Genomic DNA, 25,700 nt, shown 5'->3' on the forward strand with positions numbered 1-25,700 from the left:
GTGCGCTGTCGGTGCCCTCTGGCACCGTTCAGGGCATGACGCGAAAGACAACAACCACCAAGGGCGGCAACGCCGTGGAGGTGCGCGGTCTGGTCAAGCACTTCGGCGATGTGAAGGCCGTCGACGGGGTGGACCTGGACGTGCAGGAAGGCACCGTGCTCGGTGTGCTCGGCCCCAACGGCGCCGGCAAGACGACACTCGTACGGTGCCTTTCCACCCTCCTGGTGCCGGACGCCGGCCGCGCCGTGGTGGCGGGATTCGACGTGGTGCGCCAGCCCCGCGCGCTGCGCCGCACGATCGGCCTCACCGGGCAGTACGCCTCGGTCGACGAAAAGCTCTCCGGCTGGGAGAACCTCTACATGATCGGGCGGCTGCTCGATCTGCCCCGCAAGGACGCCCGCCGCCGCGCGGACGAGATGCTGGAGCGGTTCTCGCTGACCGAGGCCGCCAAGCGCCCCGCCGCCAAGTACTCGGGCGGAATGCGCCGCCGCCTCGACCTGGCCGCCTCGCTGATCGCCCGCCCGGCGGTGCTCTATCTGGACGAGCCGACGACCGGGCTCGACCCCCGTACCCGTAACGAGGTGTGGGACGAGGTGCGGCGGATGGTGTCCGAGGGCGCGACGGTGCTGCTCACCACCCAGTACATGGAAGAGGCCGAGCAGCTGGCCGACGAGCTGACGGTGATCGACCGCGGCCGGGTGATCGCCGAGGGCCGGGTCGACGAGCTCAAGGCCAAGGTCGGCGGGCGGACGCTGCAGATCCGGCCGACGGAGCCCGGCGAGCTGGACCGGATGGTCGGCGCCATCGCGCAGGCCGGTCTGGACGGCATCGCGGGCGCCACCGCCGACCACGACGCAGGTGTGGTCAACGTCCCGATCGTCAGCGACGAGCAACTGACCGCCGTGATCGGGATGCTCGGGCAGCGGGGCTTCACGCTCTCCGGGATATCCACCCATCTGCCCAGCCTGGACGAGGTGTTCCTGGCCATCACGGGCCAGAAGACATCCCTGACCACGGATTCGGACGAGGTCGTGGAACAGAGCTACGCGGAGGTGTCGGCATGAGTGCCGCAACGCTGACGGCGCCCGCCCTGAAGCCGGGCGCCGACGAGGGCCGGATCGGCCTGCGCGCCAATCTGCGGCACATCGGCGCGCTGGCGCGGCGCAACGCCCTGCAGATCAAGCAGGACCCGCAGTCGATGATGGACGCCCTGCTGATGCCCGTCATCTTCATCCTGCTGTTCACCTACGTCTTCGGCGGTGCCATCGCCGGCAAGGGCCATCAGCACGATTACGTCCAGCATCTGGTGCCCGGCCTGATGGCGATGATGGGCCTGAACATCGCCATGGCGGTGGGCGCCGGCGTCAACGAGGACTTCCGCAACGGCGTCATGGACCGCTTCCGGACCATGCCGATAGCCCGGTCCTCGGTCCTGATAGCCAAGATCGTCGTCGAGATCGGCCGGATGCTGATCGCCACCGCGATCCTGCTCGGTATGGGCCTGTTGCTGGGCCTGGAGATCCGCGGCGGGATCCTTCAGCTCCTCGGCGCCATCGTGCTGTCCACGGCTTTCGGTGCCGCCCTGATGTGGATCTTCATCCTGCTCGGGCTCAGCGTGAAGAGCCCGCAGGCGGTGCAGGGCATGGCGATGCTGGTGCTGATGCCGCTGCAGTTCGGCTCGTCGATCTTTACGCCGACGACGAATATGCCCGACTGGCTGGAGGGCTTCACCGAGGTCAACCCGCTGTCCAACCTCGCGGACGCGGCCCGCGCCCTGATCACCGGAGACGGTGCCGTCACGCACCCGACGCTGGTCACCCTGGGCTGGGCGGTCGCCATCACGGCCGCCGCCATGCCGCTCGCGGTCGCGAAGTTCCGCAAAAAGACCTGACGCGGGTCCCGCGGGGGACTTCCCCGCGGGACCGCCCTTCGCCCGGCTCGCGTCAGACCAGGGCGGTGGCCTCTTCCAGTGAGAGGCCACCGCCTTCGGCGTACCCGCGCGCGTACGCCGCATCGCCCAGCAGCGCCCGCGCGGTCTCCTCCGCACGTCTGCGGTCGCCCCGTACGGGCATCGGCGGCGCGTGCGAGGGGGACCGCAGTGCGTCGTACGCCCCCACCAGGCGGGCCGCGTCCAGGCCGCCGCGCTCGCCGCGTACGGCCATCACCACCCGTGCCCCGGTGAGGAGTTGGATCACCTGGAGGTCCGGCGCGACCATCTGCGCCAGCTCGTCGCGCGTCAGCTCCAGGGCCGCCCGGAACCTCGGCAGCAGATCCCCGCCGCGCCCCTCGTCGACATCCAGCGAGATCAGCGACAACTCCAGGATCCCCACGAACAGTTCCGGGGCGCGGGACCCGAACACCTCGCGCACCGTCTCCAGTTCCGCGCGCGCCTCCCCCGTACGCCCCTGGAGGGCCAGATGCGTCGCCAGCGTCAGACGTGCGAACGGCACCGCATCGCGGCCGCTGCCGGTCTCCTTGCCCTGTTCCAGGACCTCGCGCAGCAGCCGCTCCCCCGCCTCCGCCCGGCCGTCCTCGAGCAGGACGCCGCCGAGGCGACCGCGCAGCAGCAGGGTCTGGCCGTGCGCGCCCAGGTCCTCGGCACAGCCCATCGCCGCCCGGTAGTCCTGCGCCGCGAGCCCGTACTCGCCGCGCTTCTCGCGGGTTTCACCGCGCCCCGCCAGCGCCTCGGCGGCACCCCAGGCGTCGCCGAGGCGGCGGAAGATGCGCAAGGCCTCGTCGGCGTCCGCCAGCGCCTTTTCCAGGGCGTCGGCACGGTCGTTGAGGACCTTGGAGCGCAGTTGCAGGACATAGGCGAGCTCCCAGTCGTAGCCGAAGCCGCGGCTGGCGCGCACCGCGCCGTCGAGCAGCTCCGCCAGCTGCTCGAACCGGCCGGAGATCAGCACCGCGTAGTACCACATGGCCCCCGGCATCCGGCAGGTCTGCGGCATCCCGGCGCGGTAGGCGGCGATGATCCCCGCCAGCTCCTCGCTCATCTCGGGGGTGCGCAGCGCCTCGATGTCGCTCTCGTGGCTGGCGAGCGCCACCAGGCGGACCCCGCGGCGGGCCTCGAGGAGCAGCTCGGGGTCCATCGGCGGCGGCTTGTCGATGGACCGCTCGAAGAGGTCAGGGGCGGCGGCGAACGGCGCCAGGAAGGGGTTGGGGCCGAGCGCCGCGGCCGCGCCCGCCCAGTGGCGCGCGTCGCTGAGGTGGTCGCGCAGTGACCAGAACCAGTGCAGGGACAGGACCAGGCAGAGCGCCTCGTGCTCGTCGCAGGCGGCGACCGCGCGGCGCAGCGCGGTGCGCAGATTGTCGTGTTCCAGCTCGAGGCGGTCCATCGCGGCGCGCTGGCCGGGGCCGCGCAGCAACGGGTCGGTGGTACGGGCCAGTTCGCGGTAGGCGACGAGATGGCGGCGCTCGGTCGCGTCCCGTTCGCCGGCCTCGTCCAGCCGTTCGGCGGCGTACTCTCCCACCGTCTCCAGGAGCCGGTAGCGCATCTCGCCGCCGGGCCCGGGCGCCGCCACCACCAGCGACTTGTCGATCAGCGAGCCGAGCAGCGCGGCCACATCGCGCCCGTCGACGCCGGCGCCCGCGCACACCTCCTCGGCGGCGGCCAGATCGCAGCCGCCGGCGAAGACGGAGAGCCGGCGCAGCACGGCGCGCTCGGGCTCGTCGGTCAGCTCCCAGGACCAGTCCACGACGGCGCGCAGGGTCTGCTGGCGGGGCAGCAGCGTACGGCTGCCGCTGGTCAGCAGCCGGAAGCGGTCGTCGAGGCGGTCGGCGAGCTGCCGCGGGGAGAGCAACCGCAGCCGGGCGGCGGCGAGTTCGATGGCGAGCGGCAGTCCGTCCAGGCGGCGGCAGATCTCGGCGCAGGCGGCTGCGGTTTCCCCATCGGCATCGATCCGGAAGCCGGGCCGGGCGGCGGCCCCGCGGTCGGCGAGGAGGCGCAGCGCCACCGGGTCGGGCAGCGGCTCGACCGGCCGCAGCACCTCGCCGGGTACGGCCAGCGGCTCACGGCTCGTCGCCAGCACCGTCACGCCGGGGCACTCGGCCAGCAGCCGCTCGGCGAGTTCGGCGGCGGCGCCGATCACATGCTCGCAGTTGTCGAGGACGAGCAGCATCCGGCGGCCCGCGCACTGTTCGGCGAGCCGGGCGAGCGGGTCCAGCGCGGTGGGGTCGCCGGCGGCGCGCAGCCCCTCGGCGGCGGTACCGCGCACGACGGTCTCGCGGGCGCCGAGCGCGGTGAGCACCGCCTCGGGGACGGTCGCGGGGTCGTCCACCGGCGCCAGCTCGGCCAGCCATACGCCGTGCGGCCAGGCCTGCGGTGCCGCGGCCGCGGCGCTCTCGGCGCCCTCCTGCGACAGCCGGGTCTTCCCGGCGCCGCCGGGCCCCAGCAGGGTCACCAGGCGGTGCGCGGCGAGATCGGCGCGCAGTGCGGTGATGTCGGTGTCGCGGCCCACGAAGGAGGTGAGGCGGGCGCGGAGGTTGCCGGGGCGCTGGGCCCTCGGGGGTTCCACGGGGCCGGGGGGCGGGGCGGGGGCCGCGGCGGGCGGCTGCGGCTCGGGGTGCAGCAGCTCGGTGTGCAGGGCGCGCAGCTCGGGGCCGGGGTCGGTGCCGAGGCGGTCGGCGAGGCCGGTGCGTATCCGCTCGTAGGCGGCGAGCGCCTCGGCGCCTCGGCCGGCGGCCCGCAGGGCGCGCAGCCGCAGGGCCTGGAGGGGCTCGTCGAGGGGGTGGTCCTGGCAGAGCGCGGTCAGGGTGGGCAGCGCCCGGTCCGGGCGGCCCAGGGCGAGGTCGGCGGCGAGGCGGCCGCGCTGGGCGTCCAGGCGGCGGCTCTCGGCGCGGGCCGCTTCCGCGCCCGCATCGGGCAGATCGGCCAGTGCCGGGCCGCGCCAGAGGTCCAGCGCCTCGTCGAGGAGGGCGGCGGCGCGGGCCGGGTCGGCCTCGGCGAGCGCCCGGCCGCCCTCCGCGGTCAGCCGCTCGAAGCGGTGCAGGTCGACGGCGTCGGGCTCGGCGCACAGGCGGTAGCCGCCGTCGGCCGAGGCGATGGCGGCGCGGCCCAGGGTCCGGCGCAGCCGGCCGACCAGCGCCTGGAGGGCACCGGGCGCGTCGGCGGGCGGTTCCATGCCCCAGACGTCGGCGATCAGGACGTCCGGGGACAGCGCCCGGCCGGGGCGCAGCGCGAGGGCGGCGAGCAGGGCGCGCAGACGTGTGCCGCCGAGGGGGACGGGGGTGCCGTCGGCCCGGCCGGCCTGCGTGATGCCGAGAATTCCGTAGCGCACCGCGCCATTGTCGTTCACGGCCGCCCCGCCCACTGCGCCCTCACGCCTCTCGCATCCCTGAAAAGTCCCCTATATCTCCGCGCCGCGTCCCCGATACGGCGCGGGCCGCCCCCTGATTTCGCCCCTGAGTCCCACTGTGCCCGGAACTCCGCGCCCGCCGCGCGGCGTTTTCCGTCCGAGGCCGCCGCACGCGACCGTGCGCCGGAGGCCGTCGCGCGGTTACGGTCATGGCTGCCCACCACGACACTCGGGAGCACGGCACCATGACCACAGCAATTCAGCGCGCGGACCGCCGCATCAGCCCGGTCTTTCTCGCGCTCGTCGCCGTCATGGCGGTTTCGGGATGGGCGGTGTGGAGCCAGACCATAGCGGCCAACACCGGATTCGCGGTCTTCTTGTTCGTCGTGTCCGGCTGGGTGGTGTCGCTGTGCCTGCACGAGTACGCCCACGCCCGTACGGCGCTGCACGGCGGCGACATCTCGGTGGGCGCCAAGGGCTATCTGACGCTGAACCCGCTCAAGTACACCCATGCGCTGCTGAGCATCGTGCTGCCGCTGGCCTTTGTGATCATGGGCGGGATCGGGCTGCCGGGCGGCGCGGTGTTCATCGAGCGGGGCCGGATCCGGGGCCGCTGGCGGCACAGCCTGATCTCGGCAGCCGGGCCGCTGACGAACGTGCTGTTCGCGCTGGTGTGCACCGCGCCGTTCTGGCTGCACGCACTGGACGGCGTGCCGGGCCCGTTCCGCTATGCGCTGGCGTTCCTGGCGCTGCTCCAGGTCACCGCCGCGATCTTGAACTTCCTGCCGGTGCCGGGCCTGGACGGCTACGGCGTGATCGAGCCGTGGCTGTCGCTGAAGATACGGCGCCAGGTGGAACCGTTCGCGCCGTTCGGGCTGCTGGCGGTGTTCGGGATGCTGTGGGTGCCGGAGATCAACCAGGTGTTCTTCGATGTGGTCGACGCCGTTCTGCGCGCCCTGGGCGTGACCAGCTGGGACGCCGGCCTGGGCCAGGCATTCTTCCGGTTCTGGCAGGGCGAGCCGCAGGTGCCGGAGATCGGCGGGCTCAGCTAGCCGCCGCCTGCCGCTCCAGCTTCGCCTTGCGTACGTAGAACCACGCCATGTTGCTGGAGACACCGGCCATCAGGACCCAGACGATGCCGACGAAGCTGCCGTTCACGAAGGACACGACGGCCGCGGCGACGGCGAGGACGCACACGGCGAGGGCCAGCAGGGCGAGGCGGGGCATGGGGTCGACTCCTGGGTGAAGGGATCGGGCATTCCCACCCAGTGTCCCCCATGCCCCGCCGGTGCCCGTCAGCGGCATGGCGGCGACGGCGTACCGCCTCGGACGTCCGTGATCGTCAGGCGTCCGTGGCCCTGAGACGCCCGTCTTCCTCACACGTCCGTGATCCGCAGCCCCGCGTGCGCCTTGTAGCGGATGTTGGCCGAGATCAGGTTGGCGACCAGCGATTCGACCTGGTGGGCGTTGCGCAGCCGGCCGGCGTAGACGCCGCGCATGCCGGGGATCCGGGCGGCCAGGGCCTGCACCAGGTCGGTGTCGGCGCGGGCCTCGCCCAGCACCATCACATCGGTGTCGATCTGCTCGGTCCCGGGGTCCTGCAGCAGCACCGCGGACAGGTGGTGGAAGGCGGCCGTGACCCGGGAGTCGGGCAGCAGGGCGGCGGCCTGCTGGGCGGCGCTGCCCTCCTCCGGCTTGAGCGCGTAGGCGCCCTTCCTGTCGAAGCCGAGCGGGTTGACGCAGTCGATGACGAGCTTGCCGGCCAGGTCCTCGCGCAGTGCCTCCAGCGTCTTGGCGTGGCCCTCCCAGGGCACGGCGACGATCACCACATCGCTGCGCCGGGCGCAGTCGGCGTTGGCCGCGCCCTCGATGCCGAGGCCGAGTTCGTCGGCGGCGGTCTGCGCGCGCTCGACCGCCCGGGAGCCGATGATCACCTTCTGGCCGGCCCTGGCGAACCGGTAGGCCAGGCCGCGGCCCTGGTCGCCGGTGCCGCCGAGGACGCCGACGACGAGGCCGGAGACGTCCGGGAGGTCCCAGGGATCGCGCTTGAGGGCGGCCTTCGCGCGGGTCGCGGCATTCGGGGACTGAGCAGGGTCAGGAGTAGTCATGACAGCGATACTGTCACGCCCACCCGGCGCACGGGTCCTGCCGTCACGGCGCACCCGTCACGCCTTCACGCTGCCCTCCGTCAGCCCCGTACGCCAGTACCGCTGGAGCACCAGCATCAGCACCATCAGCGGCACCACGGACAAGAACGCGCCGCCCACCGTGTACTGGTAGAGCACCGGTTTGCGGTCGGCGAAGCCGGTCCAGGACGTCAGGCCCAGCTGGATCGGATAGAGGCCGGAGTCGGAGAGCATCACCAGCGGCAGGAAGTAGTTGTTCCAGATGTGCACGAACTGGAACAGGAAGACGGTGACCAGCGCCGGGGTCATCATCCGCAGCCCGAGCCGGCCGAAGATCCGGGCCTCGCCCGCGCCGTCGATACGGGCCGCCTCCAGGAGCGAGTCGGGCACCGCGGCGGCCGCGTAGATCCGGCACAGATAGACGCCGAACGGGCTGACCACGCTGGGGATCAGCACCGCCCAGTAGGTGTTGGCCAGGCCCATCGAGCTGAAGAGGAAGTACAGCGGGAGGGCGAGCGCGGTGCCCGGGACGAGGACCCCCGCGAGCACCGTATTGAAGATCGCCTCCCGGCCGCGGAACGGGAACTTGGCCAGTGCGTAGCCGGCCGCGGCGGACAGCAGGGTGGCACAGACCGCCCCGATCCCGGCGTAGAGCAGGGAGTTGGCGAACCAGCGGGCGTAGATGCCGTGGTCGTAGGTGAGGACGTCGAGAAGGTTGCCGAGGGGCCTGGGGTGGTCGGAGAACCAGAAGCCGAAGGTGCCGAAGAGGTCGGCGCTGGACTTGGTGGACGAGACGATCAGCCAGTAGACCGGCACCAGGAAGTAGAGCGCGGCGACGGCCAGCAGCGATGCGGTGATGATCCGGTAGCGGACCGGGGGCCGGGTCAGGGGCCGGGTCATCCGCGCTCCTTCTTGCGCCCGCCGACCAGCCGCAGAAAGCCGAAGGACAGTACGCACGCCACCAGGGCGAGCAGCACCGCCTCGGCCGCCGCCACATGCTGGTTGTTGCCGACGAACGCCTGGCTGTAGGCGTGCAGGTTGGGGGTGAAGCCGGTGTCGACGGAGGAGGCGAGCGGGCGCAGCACCTTGGGCTCGGCGAACAGCTGAAGGGTGCCGATGATGCTGAAGACGCCGGTCAGCACGAGCGCCGGCCGGATCAGCGGGAGCTTGATGTGCCGGGCGACCTGCCAGGCGTTGGCGCCGTCGATCCGCGCGGCCTCGTACAGCTCTGTGGGTACGGACTTGAGCTGGGCGATCAGCACCAGCATGTTGTAGCCGGTGAACTGCCAGGTGACGATGTTGGCGATGGACCACAGGACGGTGCCGCGGGCGAGGAAGTCCACGTCCCAGCCCACGGACTGGGCGATCTTGACCAGCGGGCTGATGCCGGGGACGTAGAGAAAGCCCCACAGGATCGAGGCGATCACGCCGGGCACGCCGTACGGGAGGAAGAAGGCGCTGCGGAAGTACGGGACGCCGCGGGCGCTCGCACTCTCCAGCAGGAGCGCGAGGGCGGTGGCGAGCACGATCATCAGTGGCACCTGGACGGCGCCGAAGAGCAGCACCCGGCCGAAACCGGCCAGGAACTGGTCGTCGGTGAGCGCGTGCGCGTAGTTGGCGAGACCGGCGAACGCCTCGTGTTCCTGGCCGCCGAGGCCGAGCGGGCCGGTGCGTTCGGTCTTGTGCAGGCTCTGGTAGATCGCGTAGACGATCGGCGCGATGAAGCAGAGGCCGAAGAGGACGAGGAAGGGCAGGACGAAGCCGGCGGCGGCGCGGGCGTTACGGGCCTCGGTGCGCGAGACGCGGCGCGTGGGACGGGGGACGTCCCTCCTCTGCGGCGTGACCGGCTCCGGACGGCTGAGGGTGTCGCGGCTCACGCGCCGCTCTCCACCTTCAGGCCCTTGCCCTTGAGGTCGGCGAGGGTCTGGCCCTGCACCTTCTTCAGTACGGAGCGGAAGGAGGCGCCGGTGCCGAGCGCCTCGGTGAAGCCGTCGCCCAGGCGCTGGTAGAGGGTGTCGACGCCGGGGCCCCACTGCCAGCTGGTGTCGACGTGCGACCCGGCGTCGGCGAAGATCTTGCTGTACTCCTGGCCGCCGAAGAACGGCTTGTCGACGTCGAGGCCGGCGGTGGTGTAGCCCTTCTTGGCGCTGGGGAAGCCATAGCCGCCGTCGATGAGCAGGGCGATGGACTCGGAGTCGGTGTTGAGCCAGACCGCGAAGTCCAGGGCGTCCTTGGGATAGTGCCCCTTGGCGAAGACCGCGGTGGTCGAGCCGCCCCAGTTGGCGAACACCTTGCCGCCCTTCTCCCACTGCGGCAGCGGCGCGGCCCGCCATGTCCCCTTGGTGCCCGGCGCGTTGCCGACCAGCAGCGCATCGCCCCAACTGGCGCCCACCCAGGCGGTGATGGCGCCGGTCTGCAGATCCTTGTACCAGGCGTTCTGCCGGTCGGGGATGGTCTTGATCAGCTTCTGTTTGACGAGGGCTTCCCAGTAGTCGGCCACCTTGCGGGTGGGCTCGTCGTCGATGCCGATGATCCAGGTGTCGCCCTTGGTGTCGTACCACTTGGCGCCCGCCTGCCAGGCGAGACCGGCCAGGCGGTTGCCGTTGGTGGCGGAGAACGTCTCGATCCAGGCGCCCTTCTTACGGATCTTTCTGGCGGCCGCCTCGTACTCGTCCCACGTCCTGGGGATCTGGACATCCCACCTCTCGAAGAGGTCCTGACGGACGAACAGGCCCATCGGGCCGGACGCCTGGGGGATGGCGTAGATGCCCTTGCCGAACACCGACTGCTGCCACTGCCAGCCGAAGAACTTGTCCTTGTGGCGGGCGGCGCCGAGCGGGGCGAGGTCGAGCAGCCCGTTGTCCAGGAGGAAGCTGGGGATCACCGGGAACTCGATCTGGCCCAGGTCGGGCGGGTTGCCCGCCTTGATGGCGGCGTGCATCTTCGCGTACTGCTCACCGTCGACGGCCGACACCTTCTCGACCTTGACCTGCACCTCGGGGTTCTTGCGGTTCCACAGGTCGACGGGCTTGTCGATGCCGGGCACCCAGGACCAGAAGGTCAGCTCGATCTTCTGGCCCTTCTTGCGTTCCTCGGGCGCGGTGTCGTCGTCGCCGCTGTCGCCGCAGCCGGCGAGCGCGAAGCCGGCGGCGACGGCCGCCGCCCCACCCAGGACCGCTCTGCGGTGCATGTCGTTGCTGGTCATGCGGGCTCCTCCACGGGGATGCGGCGGAAGGTGATCGTCGAGTAGGCGCTGTAGTCGCCGGTTTCGTAGAGCAGACCGACGCTCGCCGGGTCCAGCCGTACGAGGTCGGAGTAGGCGGCGGGCAGCCCGGAGACGGCGGGCAGGGTCCGCCAGGTCAGGCCGCGGTCGCGGCTGGTGCGCAGGGTGAGCAGGGCGCGGGCGGCCGGCAGGGCGGGCCCGGAGAACAGCAGCTCGTCGCGGTCGGCGAGGTAGAGCAGGCTGCCCTGGCACACCGGTCCGGCCAGGCCCGCCTGCGGGCGGAAGGGGGCGACGAGGCGGGCGCCGCCGTCGGCCGAGCGGGCGTCGGCGCGGTGCCAGGCCGCGGCGGTCTCGGTCCGGGTGTTCAGGTAGAGGGTGCCGTCGGGGAGTTCGGCGGCGGTGGTCTCGTTGGGGGCCACCGTGGGGTGGGTGTCGCCGTCGGTGTAGCCGATCCTCCCCCACGCTCGGCTTCGCTCGCGCGGGGGGACCCCCATGGTGGCGCCGTCGTCGTCGCTGAGCAGGGCGTGCCCGCCGTTGTAGCGGGCCTCGGTGCCGGTGTCCCCGGGACCGGCGGGCGGGGCGGAGTGGTTGGCGGGCACGACGAGCCGTCCGGCGTACGGGCCGTGACGCAGCCTCAGGGCGTGGCCGGGGCCGGTGGCGTACCACCGCCATTCGGGGCGTTTGGCCTGGTCGGTGATCTCGCGGGGCGGGCTCCAGGTCACCCCGTCGTCGTCGCTGTGCTGGAGCCGGACGCGGCGGCCGTCGGCGGGCGGGACCTGGCCGCGGCGGATACGGTCCTCGGTCGCGTCGGCGGCGTTGTGGACCTGGAGGAGCAGCACCCGGCCGCCGGCCAGGACGACCGGTGCGGGGTTGCCGGCGGTGCCGGTGCCGTTGCGGGCGAGGACCTGGAGCGGGCCCCAGGTACGGCCGCCGTCCAGGGAGCGCTTGAGGACGACATCGATGTCGCCCCAGTCGGCGGCCGAGGCGACCCGCCCCTCGGCGAAGGCCAGCACGGCACCGGAGCGCGCCCGCACCACGGCCGGAATCCGGAAGCTCGTATACCCCTCGGTCCCGGACCGGTACGGCACTGAGCTGTCGTCCACCACGGGTCACCCCCAACGGCCGGACGTAGGATGTCCCCTGTCCTGCGGCGACCATAAAGAGGGCCCAACTGACCGTCAAGGCACCCGACATCGCCCGTTTTCGTGTCGGCAAAGGGGTCCTCGACACCGGGTGAAATCGCGGTGAACGACCCGACGGGGCGCGACCCGGCGGTGGACTGCCCGGCGGTGGCTGGTTCAGCGGTGGCCGGTTCGGCCGCTACTCGGTCAGTCGGCGGCGGATGCCGTCGAAGTGCCGGTGCATGGTCACCACGGCGCGGTCGCCGTCGCCCGCCTCCAGGGCCTCGACGATCGCCAGATGCCGACGGTAGGTCACATGGGGATCCTGGCCGTCGTCGGAGAGGTCCTCGCGCACCCGCCGCAGCGCCGCCCAGAACGCGTCCAGCACCTCGCTCAGGAGGTGGTTGCCGAGCGAGCGGTACAGGGCCTGGTGGAAGGCCCGGTCGGTGGCGCTGAGCACCTGGCCGCCGCGCGCCTCCAGCGCCATCCTCTCGACCAGGTTGCGCAGAACGGCCAGGTCCGTGGGAGGCAGGCTGCGCGCGACGGACGGGATCAGCCCGGCCTCCAGCGCCTCGCGCACCTCCATCAGCTCGTACAGGCTGGGGGCGCCCTGGTGGTGGCGGACCGCGGCGCGGAAGGCGACGCCCTCGACGAACGGTTCGAGGGTGAGCGGGCCGACGTAGGTGCCGAAACCGTGCCGGATCTCGACGATGCGCATGGCCTGCAGCGCCTTGAGCGCCTCGCGGACCGAGTTACGGCTGACGTTGAGCAGATGGACCAGCTCGGTCTCCGAGGGCAGCGGGTCGCCCGGCGCCAGTCTGTTCTGCAGGATGAGCTGCTTGATCCGCGCCTGGACGCCCTCCGCCATCGTGCCTCGTGCCATGGGTCACTCTCCCTCTCCCGCGAATGCCCAGCCGCCGGCGGCCTGTTCACCCCCGCCGGTCCGCGAGTCCTGACACGGCCGCCGGTGCACCTGCCCTATTTTGAAGTGGGCTTGCTCACCCCGTCACGGGGTGGACGCCGGACCGCCCTGGCGGCGATCCGGCTACCTCTGCCCTGCTCCGCAGGAGTCCGATTCTCCCCCGCAAGCGGGAGGTACCCCCACCCCGGCCTGAAGGCTGGGGCTTCCTCGGAGGAACCCGGTGACCCCGTCATAGGACATCCCCTGTCCCACGTCCGACCCCTGCTTCGTTGACCGCTGCGGTTGACGCTGCGGTTGACCGCTGCAGCCGACCGCTCTCGCCGACCCTGGCCGCTGGAGCCCCCATGGCACTCCCCGCACCGCTGCGCGGCGTCATCCCGCCCGTCTGCACCCCGCTCGACCCGCACGGCGAGGTCGACACCGCCTCCCTCGCCCGCCTCGTGAACCACCTCGTCGAGGGCGGCGTCCACGGGCTGTTCGCGCTCGGCTCCACCAGCGAGGTCGCCTACCTCACCGACGCCCACCGCGCCACCGCCCTGGAAACCGTCGTCAAGGCCGCGGACCGCCGGGTCCCGGTGCTCGCCGGCGCCATCGACACCGCCACCCCACGGGTCCTCGACCACGCCGGCACCGCCGCCCGGCTGGGCGCCGACGCCCTGGTCGCCACCGCGCCCTTCTACACGCGCACCCACCCGCGCGAGATCGCCGCCCACTTCCGCGCCATCCGGTCGGCCGCCGGCCTGCCCCTCTTCGCGTACGACATCCCCATGGCCGTCCACCACAAGCTGCCGCTCCCCCTCGTCCGCGAGCTGGCCGAGGACGGCACGCTCGCCGGCCTCAAGGACAGCAGCGGCGACGAGGGCGCGCTGCGCCGGCTGCTGGTCGCCCTCGGCGGCCGCACCGCCCGCAGCGGCGGCCCCGCGCCCGCCTTCTCGGTCCTCACCGGATCCGAACTCACCGTGGATGCCACCCTGTTGGCGGGCGCCGACGGCGTCGTGCCGGGCATCGGCAATGTCGACCCGGCGGGCTATGTACGGCTCTACGAAGCCGCGCGGGCCGGCGACTGGGCGCAGGCGGCCGCCGAACAGGAGCGCCTGGTCGCGCTGTTCTCCATGACCGGCATCGGCCCGGAGGACGCGATGGGCCGCAGCTCCGCCGCGCTGGGCTCCTTCAAGGCGGCCCTGTGGCTCCTCGGTGTGATCGACCACGGGGCCACCGCCTTCCCGCAGATTCCGCTGAGCGAGGAGGCGGTGGCGGAGGTAGGACGTCGGCTCACCGCCGCCGGGCTGCCACCGGTGCGCTGAGCCCGTACGGGTGACGCCCCCGGATTCGACGACGCCGCACCGGCAGCCCGCGGCAGGATGCGGCCCCATGGATGCCGTACGGGTCGCGCTGCTGCGCGAGGTGCTCGCCGGAACCGAGTGGATCCAGTCCACCCGCCGCTTCGCGGGGTCGCTGCGCGCCTCGGTCGCCGCGCACGACGGCGGGCTGCTGCTGGTCGGCAGCGCCACCTACGAGCCCTGGCACATGGCCGCCCACCTGGACGACGAGGCCGCCTGGTCGGGCCTGCCGGAGCTGTCCCCCACCCTGGTACGGCACCGCGTCCCCGGTGACGCACCGGCCCATCTGTCCGTAGGGCTCGGCCGGTTGGAGGCCGCCGGGCGCGGCGCGACGCTGCTCGTCGTCACACCGGAGCAGCCCGGCGCCGGGCTGCTGGAGCGGGTGCACGACGCCCGCCGCAACGGCGCGACGGTGCTCGCACTGGACGGCGGCGACCGCGATCTGCACTCCCTGGCGCATGACGCGCTGGCCGCGGCGGATGCCGGGAACGACCAGGGGCAGGACCTCGGCCTCGACACGCTGCAGCATCTGGTGAGCGCGGCCGCCGGCGAGAACAGCCTGCCCGCCCCGCTGGGCGACACCCCGCGGCGCCGCTTCCGCGACCGGCTGGCCCGCCTCGCCGACCAGCTGATGGCGCCACCGCCGCCCCGGTGGTGAGCGGCGCACCTTGACGGTGAGCGGCGCACCTTGACGTGCCCCGGCCTGAAGTCCGGAGATTCCTGCCACGGTTGTCCGACCGTTCTCCGCTGCATGCGCAGTCGCACCGCTCGCGATCATCCGCCGGTACATCGAGCAGCAACACCGTCCGCTCGAACCTGCGGGTCAGAGCAGCCCTGAGATGCGTTTCCTCCTCGCCCTGAAGGGCGGAGCCTTCACGCAAGATCATCGGTAAATCCGTTGCGGCGCCCGGCAGGGCTGCGCACGATGGTGGCCCGTGACCTCCGACCACCCCCCATCACCTGCTCGTCGCCGCGCGGCCGCCCTCCTTCCGGACCTGGCCCCCTGGCGTTCCTCCCGCGACTTCCGGCTGCTGTGGTGTGCCGGCGTGATCACCGTCTTCGGCAGCTCGCTGACCTTCGTCGCCGTACCGTTCCAGCTCAAGGAGCTGACCGGTTCCACGCTCGCGGTCGGCTCGCTGGGCGCCGTCGAACTCGTCCCGCTGATCGTCTTCGGCCTCTACGGCGGCGCACTGGCCGACGCCCTGGACCGCCGCCGGCTGATCATCTGGACCGAGGTCGCGCTCGGCCTGATGTCCCTGCTCCTGCTGCTCAACAGCCTGCTGCCGCACCCTCTGGTGTGGCCGCTCTATGCCCTCGCCGCAGTGTCCAGCGCGCTGACCGGTCTGCAGCGGCCGGCGCTGGACGCACTCGTGCCGCGGATCGTCCCGCACGACCAGCTCGCCGCGGCCGCCGCGCTCAATTCGCTGCGCTGGCAGCTCGGCACCATCGCGGGCCCCGCGGTGGCCGGCTGGCTGCTGGCCTACGCCGGGGTGCGCTGGGCCTATGCCGCCGACGCGGCCACCTTCGCCTTCTCCGTACCCCTCGCGCTGCGGCTGGCGCCCGCGCCCGCCTCGCACGACGCCGTCAAACCGTCGCTGCGCGGGATCGCCGAGGGCGCACGCTACGCCTGGAGCCGCAAGGAGCTGCTGGGCACCTACGCCCTCGACCTGACCGCGATGCTCTTCGCCTTTCCGCTGGCGATCTTCCCGTTCCTCGCCGACGACCTGCACGCCCCCTGGGCGCTGGGCCTGATGTATGCGGCACTGCCCGCCGGGGCCGCGCTCGTGAGCCTGACCAGTGGTTGGACGTCCCACGTCCACCGGCAGGGGCGGGCCGTGGCACTGGCGGCGGCCGGCTGGGGCCTGGCGGTTGCCGCGGCCGGGTTGCTGCACCACGTCTGGCTGGTGCTGCTGTGCCTCATGCTGGCCGGTTCCTTCGACATGATCAGCGGCATCTTCCGCTCGGCGATGTGGAACCAGACCATCCCCGACGAGCTGCGCGGCCGTCTGGCCGGGATCGAGCTGCTGTCGTACTCGGCGGGCCCGCAGCTGGGCCAGCTCCGGATCGGCGGAATGGCGGCACTGACCTCCGTACGGACCGCGGTCTGGGCCGGCGGGGCCCTGTGCTTCGGCGCGGTGGGACTGCTGGCGCTCACCCTGCCGAAGCTGATGGCGTACGACGCCAGGACGAATGAGCATGCGCGGGCACTGCGCGCACGCCGGGCGGCCGGAGGCGGGGCCGGTGAGGAGACCGGGGGCGAGACCGGGGGCGACGACGTCCTACGTCTGACGTCCCCCGGCGCCCCCTGAGACCGCCCCGAGCCCCTCAGGAAGTCCCGTCCCCCTTGCCCTCCCCTTCGCCCTCACCCTTGTCCCCGCCCTTGTCATGCCACCTGGGGTCGGTCTCCCACTCCTGGTTGCGCTCCCGCGCCGTCTCCATGGCGTGCGCCGCCTCCTCGCGGGTGCCGTACGGGCCGAAGCGGTCGGCGGCCCGGCATTCGGGGCCCTCCTCGACGGCCTGGTGATTGAGGCAGTAGTACCACTCGCCCGGCTTGCCGACCGTACGCCTCTTGAACAGCGCCATTGCCGCCTCCTGTGGGTAATTCCGGTGCCGCCATCCTGCCCGACAGCCCGCGGATACACTCGCTGGCATGTCTGGCCAGTCGCTTCTTGTCCCGGGGGCCATCTCCCCCACCCGCCCCGTCCCCGCCTCGATCCCGCGCCCCGAGTACGTCGGGAAGGACGCACCGACCCCGTACACCGGGCCCGAGGTGCAAGGCGCCGAAACGATCGAGAAGATGCGGATCGCCGGCCGGATCGCCGCGCAGGCGATGGCGGAGGCCGCCAAGCACATCGCGCCGGGCGTGACGACCGATGAACTGGACCGGGTCGCCCATGAGTTCATGTGCGACCACGGCGCGTACCCGTCCACGCTCGGCTACCGCAGCTTCCCCAAGTCCCTGTGCTCCTCGCTCAACGAGGTCATCTGCCACGGCATCCCGGACTCGACCGTCCTCAAGGACGGCGACATCGTGAACCTGGACGTCACCGCGTACATCAACGGCGTGCACGGCGACAACAACGCCACCTACCTGTGCGGCGAGGTGGACGAGGAGTCGAAGCTCCTGGTGGAGCGCACCCGCGAGGCGCTCCACCGCGCGATCAAGGCCGTCAAGCCGGGCCGGCAGATCAACATCATCGGCCGGGTCATCGAGTCGTACGCCAAGCGCTTCGGCTACGGAGTCGTCCGCGACTTCACCGGTCACGGCATCAACTCCGCCTTCCACTCCGGCCTGATCGTTCCGCACTACGACAGCCCGCACCACACCACCGACATCAAGCCCGGCATGACCTTCACCATCGAGCCGATGCTGACGCTGGGCACCCACGAGTACGACATGTGGGAGGACGGCTGGACGGTGGTCACCAAGGACCGCAAGCGGACCGCGCAGTTCGAGCACACCCTGGTGGTCACGGAGACGGGGACCGAGATCCTCACGCTTCCCTGACGCAAGCGGGGCCGAATTTTTACCGACAGGGCGTCGGGAACAGGGGTAGGCTGGTTACCGACAGGTTGTCGGGAACGGGTTGACGTCCTGTTCCCATCCGCTCCTTCGGCCCCGGAGGCCCGCCTTGGAAGCGTCCAGCCCGACTCCGTCATCCCCACCCTTCTCGACGGTCATCCGCACCGCCTCGCACGAGCAGCACACCGAGGCCGAGAACTCCTCGTTCATGAGCGACCTCCTCGGCGGCCGACTGGGGGTCGCGGCCTACCGGCGCTACACCGAGCAGCTGTGGTTCGTCTACCGCGCGCTGGAGGAGACCTCCCCGCCGCTCGCCGGCGACCCGGTGGCGGGCCCCTTCATCCGTCCCGAGCTCGCCCGCACCGCCGAGCTGGAACGCGACCTCACCCACCTGGGCGGCCCGTCCTGGCACACGGACCTGGAGCCGCTGCCGGCCACCGCCGCCTACGCCGACCGCGTCCGCACCTGCGCCCGCGAGTGGCCGGCCGGCTATGTCGCCCACCACTACACCCGCTATCTCGGTGACCTCTCCGGCGGCCAGATCATCCGCGGTACGGCCGAGAAGACCTGGGGCTTTGCGCGCAAGGGCGACGGCGTGCGGTTCTACGTCTTCGCGGACATAGGCAACCCCGCCGCCTTCAAGCGCGAATACCGCGAGCTGCTGGACGCCCTGCCGGTCGACGACCTGGAGAAGCAGCGGGTGGTCGACGAGTGCAAGCGCGCGTTCGCGCTGAACAGCGCGGTCTTCCGGGAGCTGGGCGAGGAGTTCCCGCTGAGCGCGTGAGGAGCGCGCGGGGCCTGCCGGGTGGGCCGTAGGCCCTATCGGATCTCCCTGACCTCTTCGAGCGCGACGCGGCCGCCGAGGTCGATGGCGCCGTCCGGCCGCAGCCGGGTCAGGATCTGCGAGCCGGCGCCCTGGCGGATGTCGAGGGCGCGGCCCAGCTCATGGGTGAGCATCAGCGCGGCGGCGCCGGTGGCCTCGTCCTCGTCGATGCCGTCGCCGCGGCGCGGGAAGGCGCGGGCCCGTACGCCGCCCGCTTCCCGGTCCCGCCAGGCCCAGGCGTACAGCCAGCCCTCGCCCGGCGGCGGTGCGGGCAGCGCATCGATCTCGCCGGGGGACTCGTACTCCTCGGTCCGGCGGCCGCTCACCCACTCCGGGCGGCCGCGCACCCAGGTGAACTCCCCGTCGTGGGCGACCGCCACCTCACCGGCAGGCGGCCGCAGCGCCGCCACCGGGCGCCCGAGGTGGCGCAGCAGCCAGGCCACCCCGACGAGCGGATGCCCGGCGAACGGCAGCCGGGCGCTCGGGGTGTAGATGTCGGCCACGCCGCGGGCCTCGTCGTCGAGGAACACCGTCTCGCTGAAGCCGAGCTGGACGGCGAGGGCCTGCCGGTCCGCCTCGGTGGGCCGGGCGGCGCCGTCGCGTACGACGCCGAGAAGGTTGCCGCCCCGGTCCCCGCTGCCGCAGAAGACCCGGAGTACGTGCAGCGTCGTCGGTCCCGTCGCGGTCACACCCGCCTCCGTCCCACCCGTATCGCTCATGTCCGTATTCAACAGCACGCTTTCCCCCGCTTGCGATCATGTGCGGCACCGGCGCCATGGACCCCGCGCTTCTCGGCAGCCCGCTGTCCGAAAATCGCCGGTCATGAGTCGTCGCCAGCAGTGCTCCTTACCTTGACCGGCCGATGACGATTCCGTGACCGGGGTCGCGTCAATTCGTGATGGGGTCGTTGTCCATGAGAGCGGGATCACTGGACAGGGTGGGCAGAAGCAGGTAAGCCTCAGATAACTTAGGGCTGCCTTAGTGGCGGCCCTCAGTGTCGCCCCCTGTTTTTTGCACCGCCCGAGCCCGCCTGGAGTCCGTATGCGAGCCCACCGCTCCCCCGTCGTCGCCGCCATCGCCGTGGCCGCGACCCTGACCGCCGTCGCCGGCTGCGCCGAGAAGAGCGACGGCAAGAGCACGGGCGGCAAGGGCGCGGTCAAGGTGACCGCGACCGACCGCGAGTGCACGCTTTCGGCCAAGGAGTTCCCGGCCGGGCATGTGCAGTTCGAGGTACAGAACAAGGGCTCCATGGTGACCGAGATGTACGTCTACGCACCCGGCGACCGGATCGTGACCGAGCGGGAGAACATCGGTCCCGGCACCTCGGTGCAGATCACCGCCGAGATCAAGGCCGGTACGTACGAGGTCGCGTGCAAGCCCGGCATGAAGGGCCACGGCATCCGCCAGAAGGTGACCGCGAGCGGCAAGGGCGCGGCGGTCAAGCGGAACCCGAAGCTGGACGCCGCGGTCGCCGCGTACCGCAAGTACGCCCAGGAGCAGGCCGACCTGACCGTCCCCGCGGCGCAGAAGTTCGCCGACGCGGTGCAGGACGGGGACGTCAAGGCCGCGAAGAAGGCGTACGCGGTCTCGCGGGTGGGCTGGGAGCGGACCGAGCCGGTGGCCGAGTCGTTCGGTGACATCGACCCGAAGGTCGATGTCCGCGAGGACGGGCTGTCGGACGGCCAGGAGTGGACCGGCTGGCACAAGCTGGAGAAGTCCCTGTGGGAGAAGGGCAAGATCTCCGGGGACGACAAGAAGCTGGCCGGCCGGCTGATGAAGGACCTGAAGGACTGGCAGGGGCGGGTCGGGAAGGCCGAGATCAACCCGACCACCATGGCCAACGGCGCCAAGGAGCTGCTCGACGAGGTGGCGACCGGCAAGGTCACCGGTGAGGAAGAGCGCTACAGCCACACCGACCTGATCGACTTCCACGCCAATGTCGAGGGCGCCCAGAAGGCGTACGAGCTGCTGAAGCCGGTCGCCGCCAAGAAGGACCCGGCGCTGGTCAAGGAGCTGGACAAGCAGTTCAAGGCGATCTTCGGACAGCTCGACAAGCACCGCGACAGCAAGTCGGCCGACGGCTTCGTCTCCTACGACACGGTGAGCAAGGGCGAGACCAAGACGCTCTCCGACAGCGTCAACGCGCTGGCCGAGCCGCTGTCGAAGCTGGCCGCAACAGTGGCCGAATCCAAGTAGTCCGGCACGGACAACAGGTCAGTCCACGTCAGCCAGGGTCAGTCACAGGGGTCGAGGGGTCTTCACATGTCCAATGACGAGACGAACGAGAGCGCGGCCGGGCAGGTGCCCTCGCGGCGGTCACTGCTGGGCTGGGGCGGCGCGGGGCTGGCGCTCGGCGCGGTCGCGGCCGGCGGTACGGCGGCGGCGCTGCGCACCGGCAGCGACGCCCAGCCGGCCGGCGCGGACGCCACCGCGGGCTCCGCGGTGGCCTTCCACGGCAAGCACCAGGCGGGGATAGCCACCGCCGTCCAGGACCGGCTGCACTTCGCCTCCTTCGATGTCACCACCGACGACCGCGACGAGCTGATCGCGCTGCTGAAGGCGTGGACGAAGGCGGCGGCGCGGATGACCACGGGCGATGCGGTCGGCGACGGCGCGGTCGGCGGACTGGCCGAGGCGCCGCCGGGCGACACCGGCGAGGCGCTGGGCCTGCCGCCGTCCCGGCTCACCCTCACCTTCGGCATCGGCCCGACGCTGTTCGAGAAGGACGGCAAGGACCGGTTCGGCATCAAGGACCGGCGGCCGCAGGCGCTGGTCGATCTGCCGAAGTTCCCCGGCGACAACCTCGACAAGGCGCGCAGCGGCGGCGATCTGTGCGTGCAGGCCTGCGCGGACGACCCGCAGGTGGCGGTGCATGCGATCCGTAACCTGGCGCGGATCGGCTTCGGCAAGATCGCGATCCGGTGGTCGCAGCTGGGCTTCGGCAAGACGTCCTCGACGACGCCGGACGCCCAGACGCCGCGCAACATGATGGGTTTCAAGGACGGCACCCGCAACATCGCGGGCACCGACCGTGCGGCGCTGGACAAGCATGTGTGGGTCGGCGAGCAGGACGCCAAGGGCGACGCGGGCTGGATGGCCGGCGGCTCGTATCTCGTCGCGCGGCGGATCCGGATGCACATCGAGACCTGGGACCGCACCTCGCTCCAGGAGCAGGAGGAGATCTTCGGCCGGGACAAGGGTGAGGGCGCCCCGGTCGGCAAGAAGAAGGAGCGGGACGAGCCGCATCTGAAGTCGATGCTGCCGACCGCCCATGTCCGCCTCGCGCACCCGGACTCCAACGGCGGGGCGCGGATCCTGCGCCGCGGCTACTCCTTCACCGACGGTACGGACGGCCTGGGGCGGCTGGACGCGGGGCTGTTCTTCCTCGCCTACCAGCGCGATGTCCGCCATGGCTTCGTTCCGCTCCAGAAGCAGCTGGCGGCCAATGACGCCCTCAACGAATACATCCAGCACGTGGGTTCGGCGCTGTTCGCGGTGCCGCCGGGCGTCCGGGACGCGGACGACTGGTGGGGCCGGGCCCTGTTCGCCTGACCCGTCGGGCATCGTCAGTTCAACGAAGGAAGGGGAGGAACCGACGTGTTCGGCAACTACCTGATCGGTCTGCGCGAGGGCCTGGAAGCCAGCCTCGTGGTCTGCATTCTCATCGCCTACCTGGTCAAAACGGGCCGGCGGGAGGCGCTGCGGCCGGTCTGGCTCGGCATCGCACTGGCCGTGGTGCTGTCGTTCGCGTTCGGCGCGGCGCTCCAGTTCGGATCGCAGACGCTGACGTTCCAGGCACAGGAGGCCCTCGGCGGCTCGCTGTCGGTCATCGCCGTGTGCCTGGTGACGTGGATGGTCTTCTGGATGCGGCGCACCGCGCGGCACCTGAAGAAGGAGCTGCACGGCAAGCTGGACGCGGCGCTCCAGATGGGCACCGTCGCGCTGGTGGTCACCGCGTTCCTGTCGGTGGGCCGTGAGGGCCTGGAGACGGCGCTGTTCATCTGGACGGCGGCGCAGTCGGCCCACGACGGCGTACGGCCGCTGATCGGGGCGCTGCTGGGCCTGCTGACGTCCGTGGCGCTGGGCTGGCTGTTCTACCGCGGTGCGGTGCGGATCAACCTGGCGAAGTTCTTCACCTGGACCGGCGGGATGCTGGTGGTGGTCGCGGCGGGCGTGCTGGCGTACGGCTTCCACGATCTGCAGGAGGCGGACTTCCTGCCGGGCCTGGGCACCCAGGCGTTCGACATCAGCGCGCAGATCCCGGTGGACAGCTGGTACGGCACGCTGCTGAAGGGCATCTTCAACTTCCAGCCGGACCCGACCGTTCTTCAGGTCACGGTGTGGGCTCTGTATCTGATCCCCACTCTCGGGTTCTTCTTCGCCCCCGGTAAGGTGGCGCCGAATCGTGCCACCCCGGCGGGCCCTCAGTCCGCCCCGGTCGCCCCGAAGGAGCCCGAGCCCCATGACACGCAGGTCGCCGTTCCGGGTGCCCGCAACACTGACGTCGGCAGCGGCGGCAATGGTGATACTGAGCGGGTGCATGACGGTGCACGGCGAGCGGGAGAAGCTGCCGGCGGTGACGAAGGCTGAGGGCGCCAAGGCCCTCCAGCGCTTCGCCGACGGCTTCAACAAGGCCTACAGCACGGTCGATCCCAAAATAAACTCCACCTTCGAGGCGGGTGCGCTGCTCGCCAGCGACCAGGCGTCGGTCAAGCAGGTGCGCGGCCGGCATCCGGGCGGCTTCCCGAACTTCACCCCGCTCACGTTCAAGGACGCGCACTTCAGCATCCCCAAGCAGGCGGGCTGGCCGAAGTCGTTCGTCGCGGATGCGGTCACCAACCGCGTGGACAAGGACAAACAGCCCCTCCGCTGGTACCTGGTGTTCAGCCGGGACAGCATCGATGCCAAGTGGCGTGCGGTGTATCTGGCGACGTTCAAGAACAACGACGCGCCCAAGATCAAGGAGGCGGCGGACGGCTTCGCCGAGGCGGTGCCGACGGGCGGCGCGTCGGGTCTGACTGCGGCCCCGGGCAAGCTGAGCACGTCGTACGCGGACTATCTCCGCACCGGTAAGGGCGAGGTCTTCGCGTCCGGCCCGGACACCACCGAGTGGCGGGCGACGCGGGCCAAGGAGGCCACCGGGGTCGGTTCGCGGATCGATTACGAGGACACTCCCGCGAACTTCCCGCCGGTGGCGCTGCGCACGGAGGACGGCGGGGCGCTGGCGTTCTTCGCGACGTACTACCACCGGCAGAAGACGGTGTCCCCGGGGATAATCATCACGATCACGCCGGAGCTGAAGGGCATCCTGCAGGGCCCGATGAAGAAGACCAACCGGATGGCCTTCACCAACATCTCGGGGCAGGCGGTCAAGGTGCCGGCCAAGGGCTCCGGCGGCAAGGTCGAGATCCTCAACCGGCTCGATGTGAAGACGTCGGCGAAGGCGCTGTAGCGATCGGCCGCGGAGAGCGGCAGGTGACGGGGCCGTCGGTTTTCCGGCGGCCCCGTTGCCGTGCCCGACGGGCTCAGCGGCCGATCGGCCAGGCCGCCGTCTCGTGGTCGGGCGCACCCTCGAGGAACTGTGCGCAGGCGTCGGTGAGCGACTCCAGCAGGGTCAGCGGGTCGGGCAGCGGCAGCTCGGGGCCGCGCAGCCAGCTCACCGCGGGCTGTTCGCCGGGGAGTGTCGAGGGGGGCAGGAGGACATAGCTGCCGCGGCAGTGCCAGCGCAGGCCGGGGTGCTCGTCCAGGGTCTCGGGGTGGCAGTCCAGCTCGCAGGGCCACCACTCGTCCTCGTCGTCCGGGGTGCCGCGGGTGGCGGTGAAGAACAGCATCCGGCCGTCGCCGAAGCCGGCGCCGCTGAGGGTGACCGGGCCGACGTCGACGCCCGCCGCCTCCAGCCGGTCCAGCGCGCTGCGGCCCGCCTCGACGGGGACGTCCAGGACGTCGTGGGTGATGCCGGTGGCGGTGATGAAGTTGGCCTGCGGAAGGGAGCGGACCCAGGCGGCGACCTTGTCACGGTCGGTGGTGGCGACGGTCTGCCAGCCGAAGGAGACGGGGTGCCGGCCGGGGGTGGGACAGCCGATGCGCTCACAGGAACAGCCGTAGCCGGAGGGGTGCGCCGCCGGGGCCACCGGAAAACCCGCGTCGACCGCCGCCAGCAGCAGGTTCTCACGGCTGCGCGCAGCCGTCGCTCCCGTGTCCGTATCGCCGCCGTTCGTTCCGCTCTTCGGGCGGCGCAGCCACTGGGAGAACCTGCTCTTGCGGTCCATCTATCCCCTCACTTCGAGCGGTGGTCTGGGATCAATGCTGCCACCATCCTGCGCCCCAGGTGACCGGTGCACGGATCCGGGGTGAACGAATGAGGGGTGAATCCCGGCAATTGCCACTATCACCGGCAATCCGCCGGGCGGGTCAGTCGCGCGGCCGCAGGCCACTCAACACCAGGTCGACCAGGGTGTCGACGTAGTCGTAGGTCAGTTCCCCGGTGCGCATCAGCCAGCGCTGTGAGAACGGACTCATCACCATTTCGGCGGCCACCCGGGGGTCGACGTCGGCGGCCACCTCGCCGGATTCCTGGGCAGCGCGGATCCGGTCGGTGTAGACGCGGATGCCGGGCTCCAGCAGACGGTTGACGAAGGTACGCGAGAGCTCCTCGTTGTTGGCGCCGGCCGCCGCGAGGGCACGGTACGGGGCCTGCCACACGGCGTCGTTGAACTCGTCGGCCGTCGCCCGCAGCACGAACTTCAGGTCCGCCGCCAGATCACCGGTGTCCGGGAGGCCCTTTTCGTAGTCCTCGTCCGCGCTGTCGGTGAACGCGTCCAGCAGGACGGCCGCCTTGGAGGGCCACCAGCGGTAGATCGTCTGCTTGCCGACGCCGGCGCGGGAGGCGATGCCTTCGATCGTGAGCTTGTCGTAGCCGACCTCGCCGACCAGCGCGAGGGCGGCGTCGAAGATCGCGCGGCGGGAGCGTTCGCTGCGGCGGGAGGAGTCGGGGGCTGTCTTGTTGGCCATGTGGCCGAGTCTATCCAGGGCGTAAGGCGAGACGTATCGTCTTGAAATCCTTTGACGAGACGAAGCGTCTTGCGGCATGCTCGACCCACTGCAGGCGAGACGAAGCGTCTCACCTCATCTCGAGGGAAGGACAACCCCATGAGCAAGGGAAACGCAGGCGGCATGCTCGGCGTGGGCGGCACCCGTAACAAGCTCTCCCGCGGCGCACTGCGCGGCGGCGGGCACGGCGGCCACGCCGCCGGAGGGCGCCCCGATCCACAGGCGCAGCGCCGCGAGCTGCTGCGCAAACTCCAGGAGGAACGGGGCGCCCGGTAGCG

At 71.5% G+C, this 25,700-nt stretch carries 25 protein-coding genes; 13 read left to right on the top strand and 12 right to left on the bottom strand.

What is annotated here, in order from left to right; genetic code table 11:
- The first annotated feature begins 35 nt into the window (after nt 1-35).
- A complete protein-coding gene (locus tag AB0D04_RS01760) occupies nt 36-1,064 on the top strand; it encodes an ATP-binding cassette domain-containing protein (RefSeq protein WP_362698076.1) in 1,029 nt (342 codons plus the stop codon).
- Entirely contained in the window at nt 1,061-1,891 is an 831-nt protein-coding gene (locus tag AB0D04_RS01765) for an ABC transporter permease (RefSeq protein WP_362698079.1), read from the top strand. The genes AB0D04_RS01760 and AB0D04_RS01765 overlap by 4 nt, the downstream gene beginning before the upstream one ends.
- Before the next feature lie 52 nt (nt 1,892-1,943).
- Here AB0D04_RS01765 and AB0D04_RS01770 read toward each other — a convergent pair whose 3' ends face one another.
- Nucleotides 1,944-5,294 carry a BTAD domain-containing putative transcriptional regulator gene (locus tag AB0D04_RS01770; protein WP_362698082.1) on the bottom strand — a complete coding sequence of 1,117 codons (3,351 nt, stop codon included), beginning with the start codon at nt 5,292-5,294 and terminating at the stop codon, nt 1,944-1,946.
- A 245-nt stretch (nt 5,295-5,539) separates the two neighbouring features.
- On the opposite strand from AB0D04_RS01770, the gene AB0D04_RS01775 reads away from it, so the two are divergent.
- The gene (locus tag AB0D04_RS01775; RefSeq protein WP_362698085.1) at nt 5,540-6,346 is read left to right on the top strand and encodes a site-2 protease family protein; all 807 of its coding nucleotides are present in this window, start codon (nt 5,540-5,542) and stop codon (nt 6,344-6,346) included.
- On the opposite strand, the gene AB0D04_RS01780 is transcribed toward AB0D04_RS01775, so the two are convergent.
- The 7 genes from AB0D04_RS01780 to AB0D04_RS01810 form a co-directional block, all read right to left on the bottom strand.
- Nucleotides 6,339-6,521 (bottom strand): hypothetical protein, encoded by a 183-nt coding sequence (locus AB0D04_RS01780; protein ID WP_362698088.1) that lies wholly within the window; start codon nt 6,519-6,521, stop codon nt 6,339-6,341. The genes AB0D04_RS01775 and AB0D04_RS01780 overlap by 8 nt on opposite strands.
- Nucleotides 6,522-6,670: 149 nt before the next feature.
- Nucleotides 6,671-7,402 carry an NADPH-dependent F420 reductase gene (gene npdG / locus AB0D04_RS01785; RefSeq protein ID WP_362698091.1) on the bottom strand — a complete coding sequence of 244 codons (732 nt, stop codon included), beginning with the start codon at nt 7,400-7,402 and terminating at the stop codon, nt 6,671-6,673.
- Between the two features lie 57 nt (nt 7,403-7,459).
- Nucleotides 7,460-8,320: a carbohydrate ABC transporter permease gene (locus AB0D04_RS01790; protein WP_362698094.1), complete on the bottom strand. Its 861-nt coding sequence runs from the start codon at nt 8,318-8,320 to the stop codon at nt 7,460-7,462.
- The gene (locus AB0D04_RS01795) at nt 8,317-9,297 is read right to left on the bottom strand and encodes a sugar ABC transporter permease (protein ID WP_362698097.1); all 981 of its coding nucleotides are present in this window, start codon (nt 9,295-9,297) and stop codon (nt 8,317-8,319) included. The genes AB0D04_RS01790 and AB0D04_RS01795 overlap by 4 nt, the downstream gene beginning before the upstream one ends.
- Nucleotides 9,294-10,625, bottom strand: coding sequence for a sugar ABC transporter substrate-binding protein (locus AB0D04_RS01800; RefSeq protein ID WP_362698100.1), 1,332 nt, complete (start codon nt 10,623-10,625; stop codon nt 9,294-9,296). Before AB0D04_RS01800 ends, AB0D04_RS01795 begins: the two co-directional genes overlap by 4 nt.
- Nucleotides 10,622-11,746 (bottom strand): sialidase family protein, encoded by a 1,125-nt coding sequence (locus AB0D04_RS01805; protein ID WP_362698103.1) that lies wholly within the window; start codon nt 11,744-11,746, stop codon nt 10,622-10,624. The genes AB0D04_RS01800 and AB0D04_RS01805 overlap by 4 nt, the downstream gene beginning before the upstream one ends.
- Nucleotides 11,747-11,963: 217 nt before the next feature.
- Nucleotides 11,964-12,647, bottom strand: a complete 684-nt coding sequence (locus AB0D04_RS01810) for a FadR/GntR family transcriptional regulator (protein WP_362698106.1) — start codon at nt 12,645-12,647, stop codon at nt 11,964-11,966.
- A gap of 383 nt (nt 12,648-13,030) precedes the next feature.
- On the opposite strand from AB0D04_RS01810, the gene AB0D04_RS01815 reads away from it, so the two are divergent.
- The 3 genes from AB0D04_RS01815 (at nt 13,031) to AB0D04_RS01825 (ending at nt 16,335) form a co-directional block, all read left to right on the top strand.
- Complete coding sequence (locus tag AB0D04_RS01815) at nt 13,031-13,990, top strand: dihydrodipicolinate synthase family protein (RefSeq protein ID WP_362698109.1); 960 nt, start codon at nt 13,031-13,033, stop codon at nt 13,988-13,990.
- A 67-nt stretch (nt 13,991-14,057) separates the two neighbouring features.
- Nucleotides 14,058-14,684, top strand: a complete 627-nt coding sequence (locus tag AB0D04_RS01820; protein WP_362698112.1) for a hypothetical protein — start codon at nt 14,058-14,060, stop codon at nt 14,682-14,684.
- Between the two features lie 277 nt (nt 14,685-14,961).
- Nucleotides 14,962-16,335 (top strand): MFS transporter, encoded by a 1,374-nt coding sequence (locus AB0D04_RS01825; protein WP_362698115.1) that lies wholly within the window; start codon nt 14,962-14,964, stop codon nt 16,333-16,335.
- Between the two features lie 16 nt (nt 16,336-16,351).
- On the opposite strand, the gene AB0D04_RS01830 is transcribed toward AB0D04_RS01825, so the two are convergent.
- Entirely contained in the window at nt 16,352-16,609 is a 258-nt protein-coding gene (locus AB0D04_RS01830) for a hypothetical protein (RefSeq protein WP_362698118.1), read from the bottom strand.
- A 67-nt stretch (nt 16,610-16,676) separates the two neighbouring features.
- Between AB0D04_RS01830 and map the strand changes: the two genes are divergently transcribed.
- Both map and AB0D04_RS01840 read left to right on the top strand, forming a co-directional pair.
- Nucleotides 16,677-17,534, top strand: coding sequence for a type I methionyl aminopeptidase (gene map, locus AB0D04_RS01835; protein ID WP_362698121.1), 858 nt, complete (start codon nt 16,677-16,679; stop codon nt 17,532-17,534).
- A gap of 124 nt (nt 17,535-17,658) precedes the next feature.
- Nucleotides 17,659-18,333 carry a biliverdin-producing heme oxygenase gene (locus AB0D04_RS01840; RefSeq protein ID WP_362698124.1) on the top strand — a complete coding sequence of 225 codons (675 nt, stop codon included), beginning with the start codon at nt 17,659-17,661 and terminating at the stop codon, nt 18,331-18,333.
- A gap of 35 nt (nt 18,334-18,368) precedes the next feature.
- Here AB0D04_RS01840 and AB0D04_RS01845 read toward each other — a convergent pair whose 3' ends face one another.
- Nucleotides 18,369-19,091 (bottom strand): PhzF family phenazine biosynthesis protein, encoded by a 723-nt coding sequence (locus tag AB0D04_RS01845; RefSeq protein WP_362698127.1) that lies wholly within the window; start codon nt 19,089-19,091, stop codon nt 18,369-18,371.
- A 322-nt stretch (nt 19,092-19,413) separates the two neighbouring features.
- Here AB0D04_RS01845 and efeO point away from each other — a divergent pair, with 322 nt between their 5' ends.
- From efeO to AB0D04_RS01865, 4 genes are all read left to right on the top strand, one after another.
- Nucleotides 19,414-20,568 carry an iron uptake system protein EfeO gene (gene efeO, locus AB0D04_RS01850; RefSeq protein ID WP_362698130.1) on the top strand — a complete coding sequence of 385 codons (1,155 nt, stop codon included), beginning with the start codon at nt 19,414-19,416 and terminating at the stop codon, nt 20,566-20,568.
- Nucleotides 20,569-20,634: 66 nt separating this feature from the next.
- Nucleotides 20,635-21,924 carry an iron uptake transporter deferrochelatase/peroxidase subunit gene (gene efeB, locus AB0D04_RS01855; RefSeq protein ID WP_362698133.1) on the top strand — a complete coding sequence of 430 codons (1,290 nt, stop codon included), beginning with the start codon at nt 20,635-20,637 and terminating at the stop codon, nt 21,922-21,924.
- Nucleotides 21,925-21,969: 45 nt separating this feature from the next.
- The gene (efeU, locus tag AB0D04_RS01860; RefSeq protein WP_362698136.1) at nt 21,970-22,962 is read left to right on the top strand and encodes an iron uptake transporter permease EfeU; all 993 of its coding nucleotides are present in this window, start codon (nt 21,970-21,972) and stop codon (nt 22,960-22,962) included.
- Complete coding sequence (locus tag AB0D04_RS01865) at nt 22,913-23,824, top strand: hypothetical protein (protein ID WP_362698139.1); 912 nt, start codon at nt 22,913-22,915, stop codon at nt 23,822-23,824. The genes efeU and AB0D04_RS01865 overlap by 50 nt, the downstream gene beginning before the upstream one ends.
- 73 nt (nt 23,825-23,897) lie before the next feature.
- Here AB0D04_RS01865 and AB0D04_RS01870 read toward each other — a convergent pair whose 3' ends face one another.
- The gene (locus AB0D04_RS01870) at nt 23,898-24,641 is read right to left on the bottom strand and encodes a bifunctional DNA primase/polymerase (RefSeq protein WP_362698142.1); all 744 of its coding nucleotides are present in this window, start codon (nt 24,639-24,641) and stop codon (nt 23,898-23,900) included.
- A gap of 142 nt (nt 24,642-24,783) precedes the next feature.
- Nucleotides 24,784-25,383, bottom strand: a complete 600-nt coding sequence (locus tag AB0D04_RS01875) for a TetR/AcrR family transcriptional regulator (protein WP_362698145.1) — start codon at nt 25,381-25,383, stop codon at nt 24,784-24,786.
- A 138-nt stretch (nt 25,384-25,521) separates the two neighbouring features.
- Here AB0D04_RS01875 and AB0D04_RS01880 point away from each other — a divergent pair, with 138 nt between their 5' ends.
- Complete coding sequence (locus tag AB0D04_RS01880) at nt 25,522-25,698, top strand: DUF6243 family protein (protein ID WP_362698148.1); 177 nt, start codon at nt 25,522-25,524, stop codon at nt 25,696-25,698.
- Nucleotides 25,699-25,700 lie beyond the last annotated feature (2 nt).

The organism is Streptomyces sp. NPDC048483, from assembly GCF_040651455.1.
Lineage (GTDB): Bacteria > Actinomycetota > Actinomycetes > Streptomycetales > Streptomycetaceae > Streptomyces.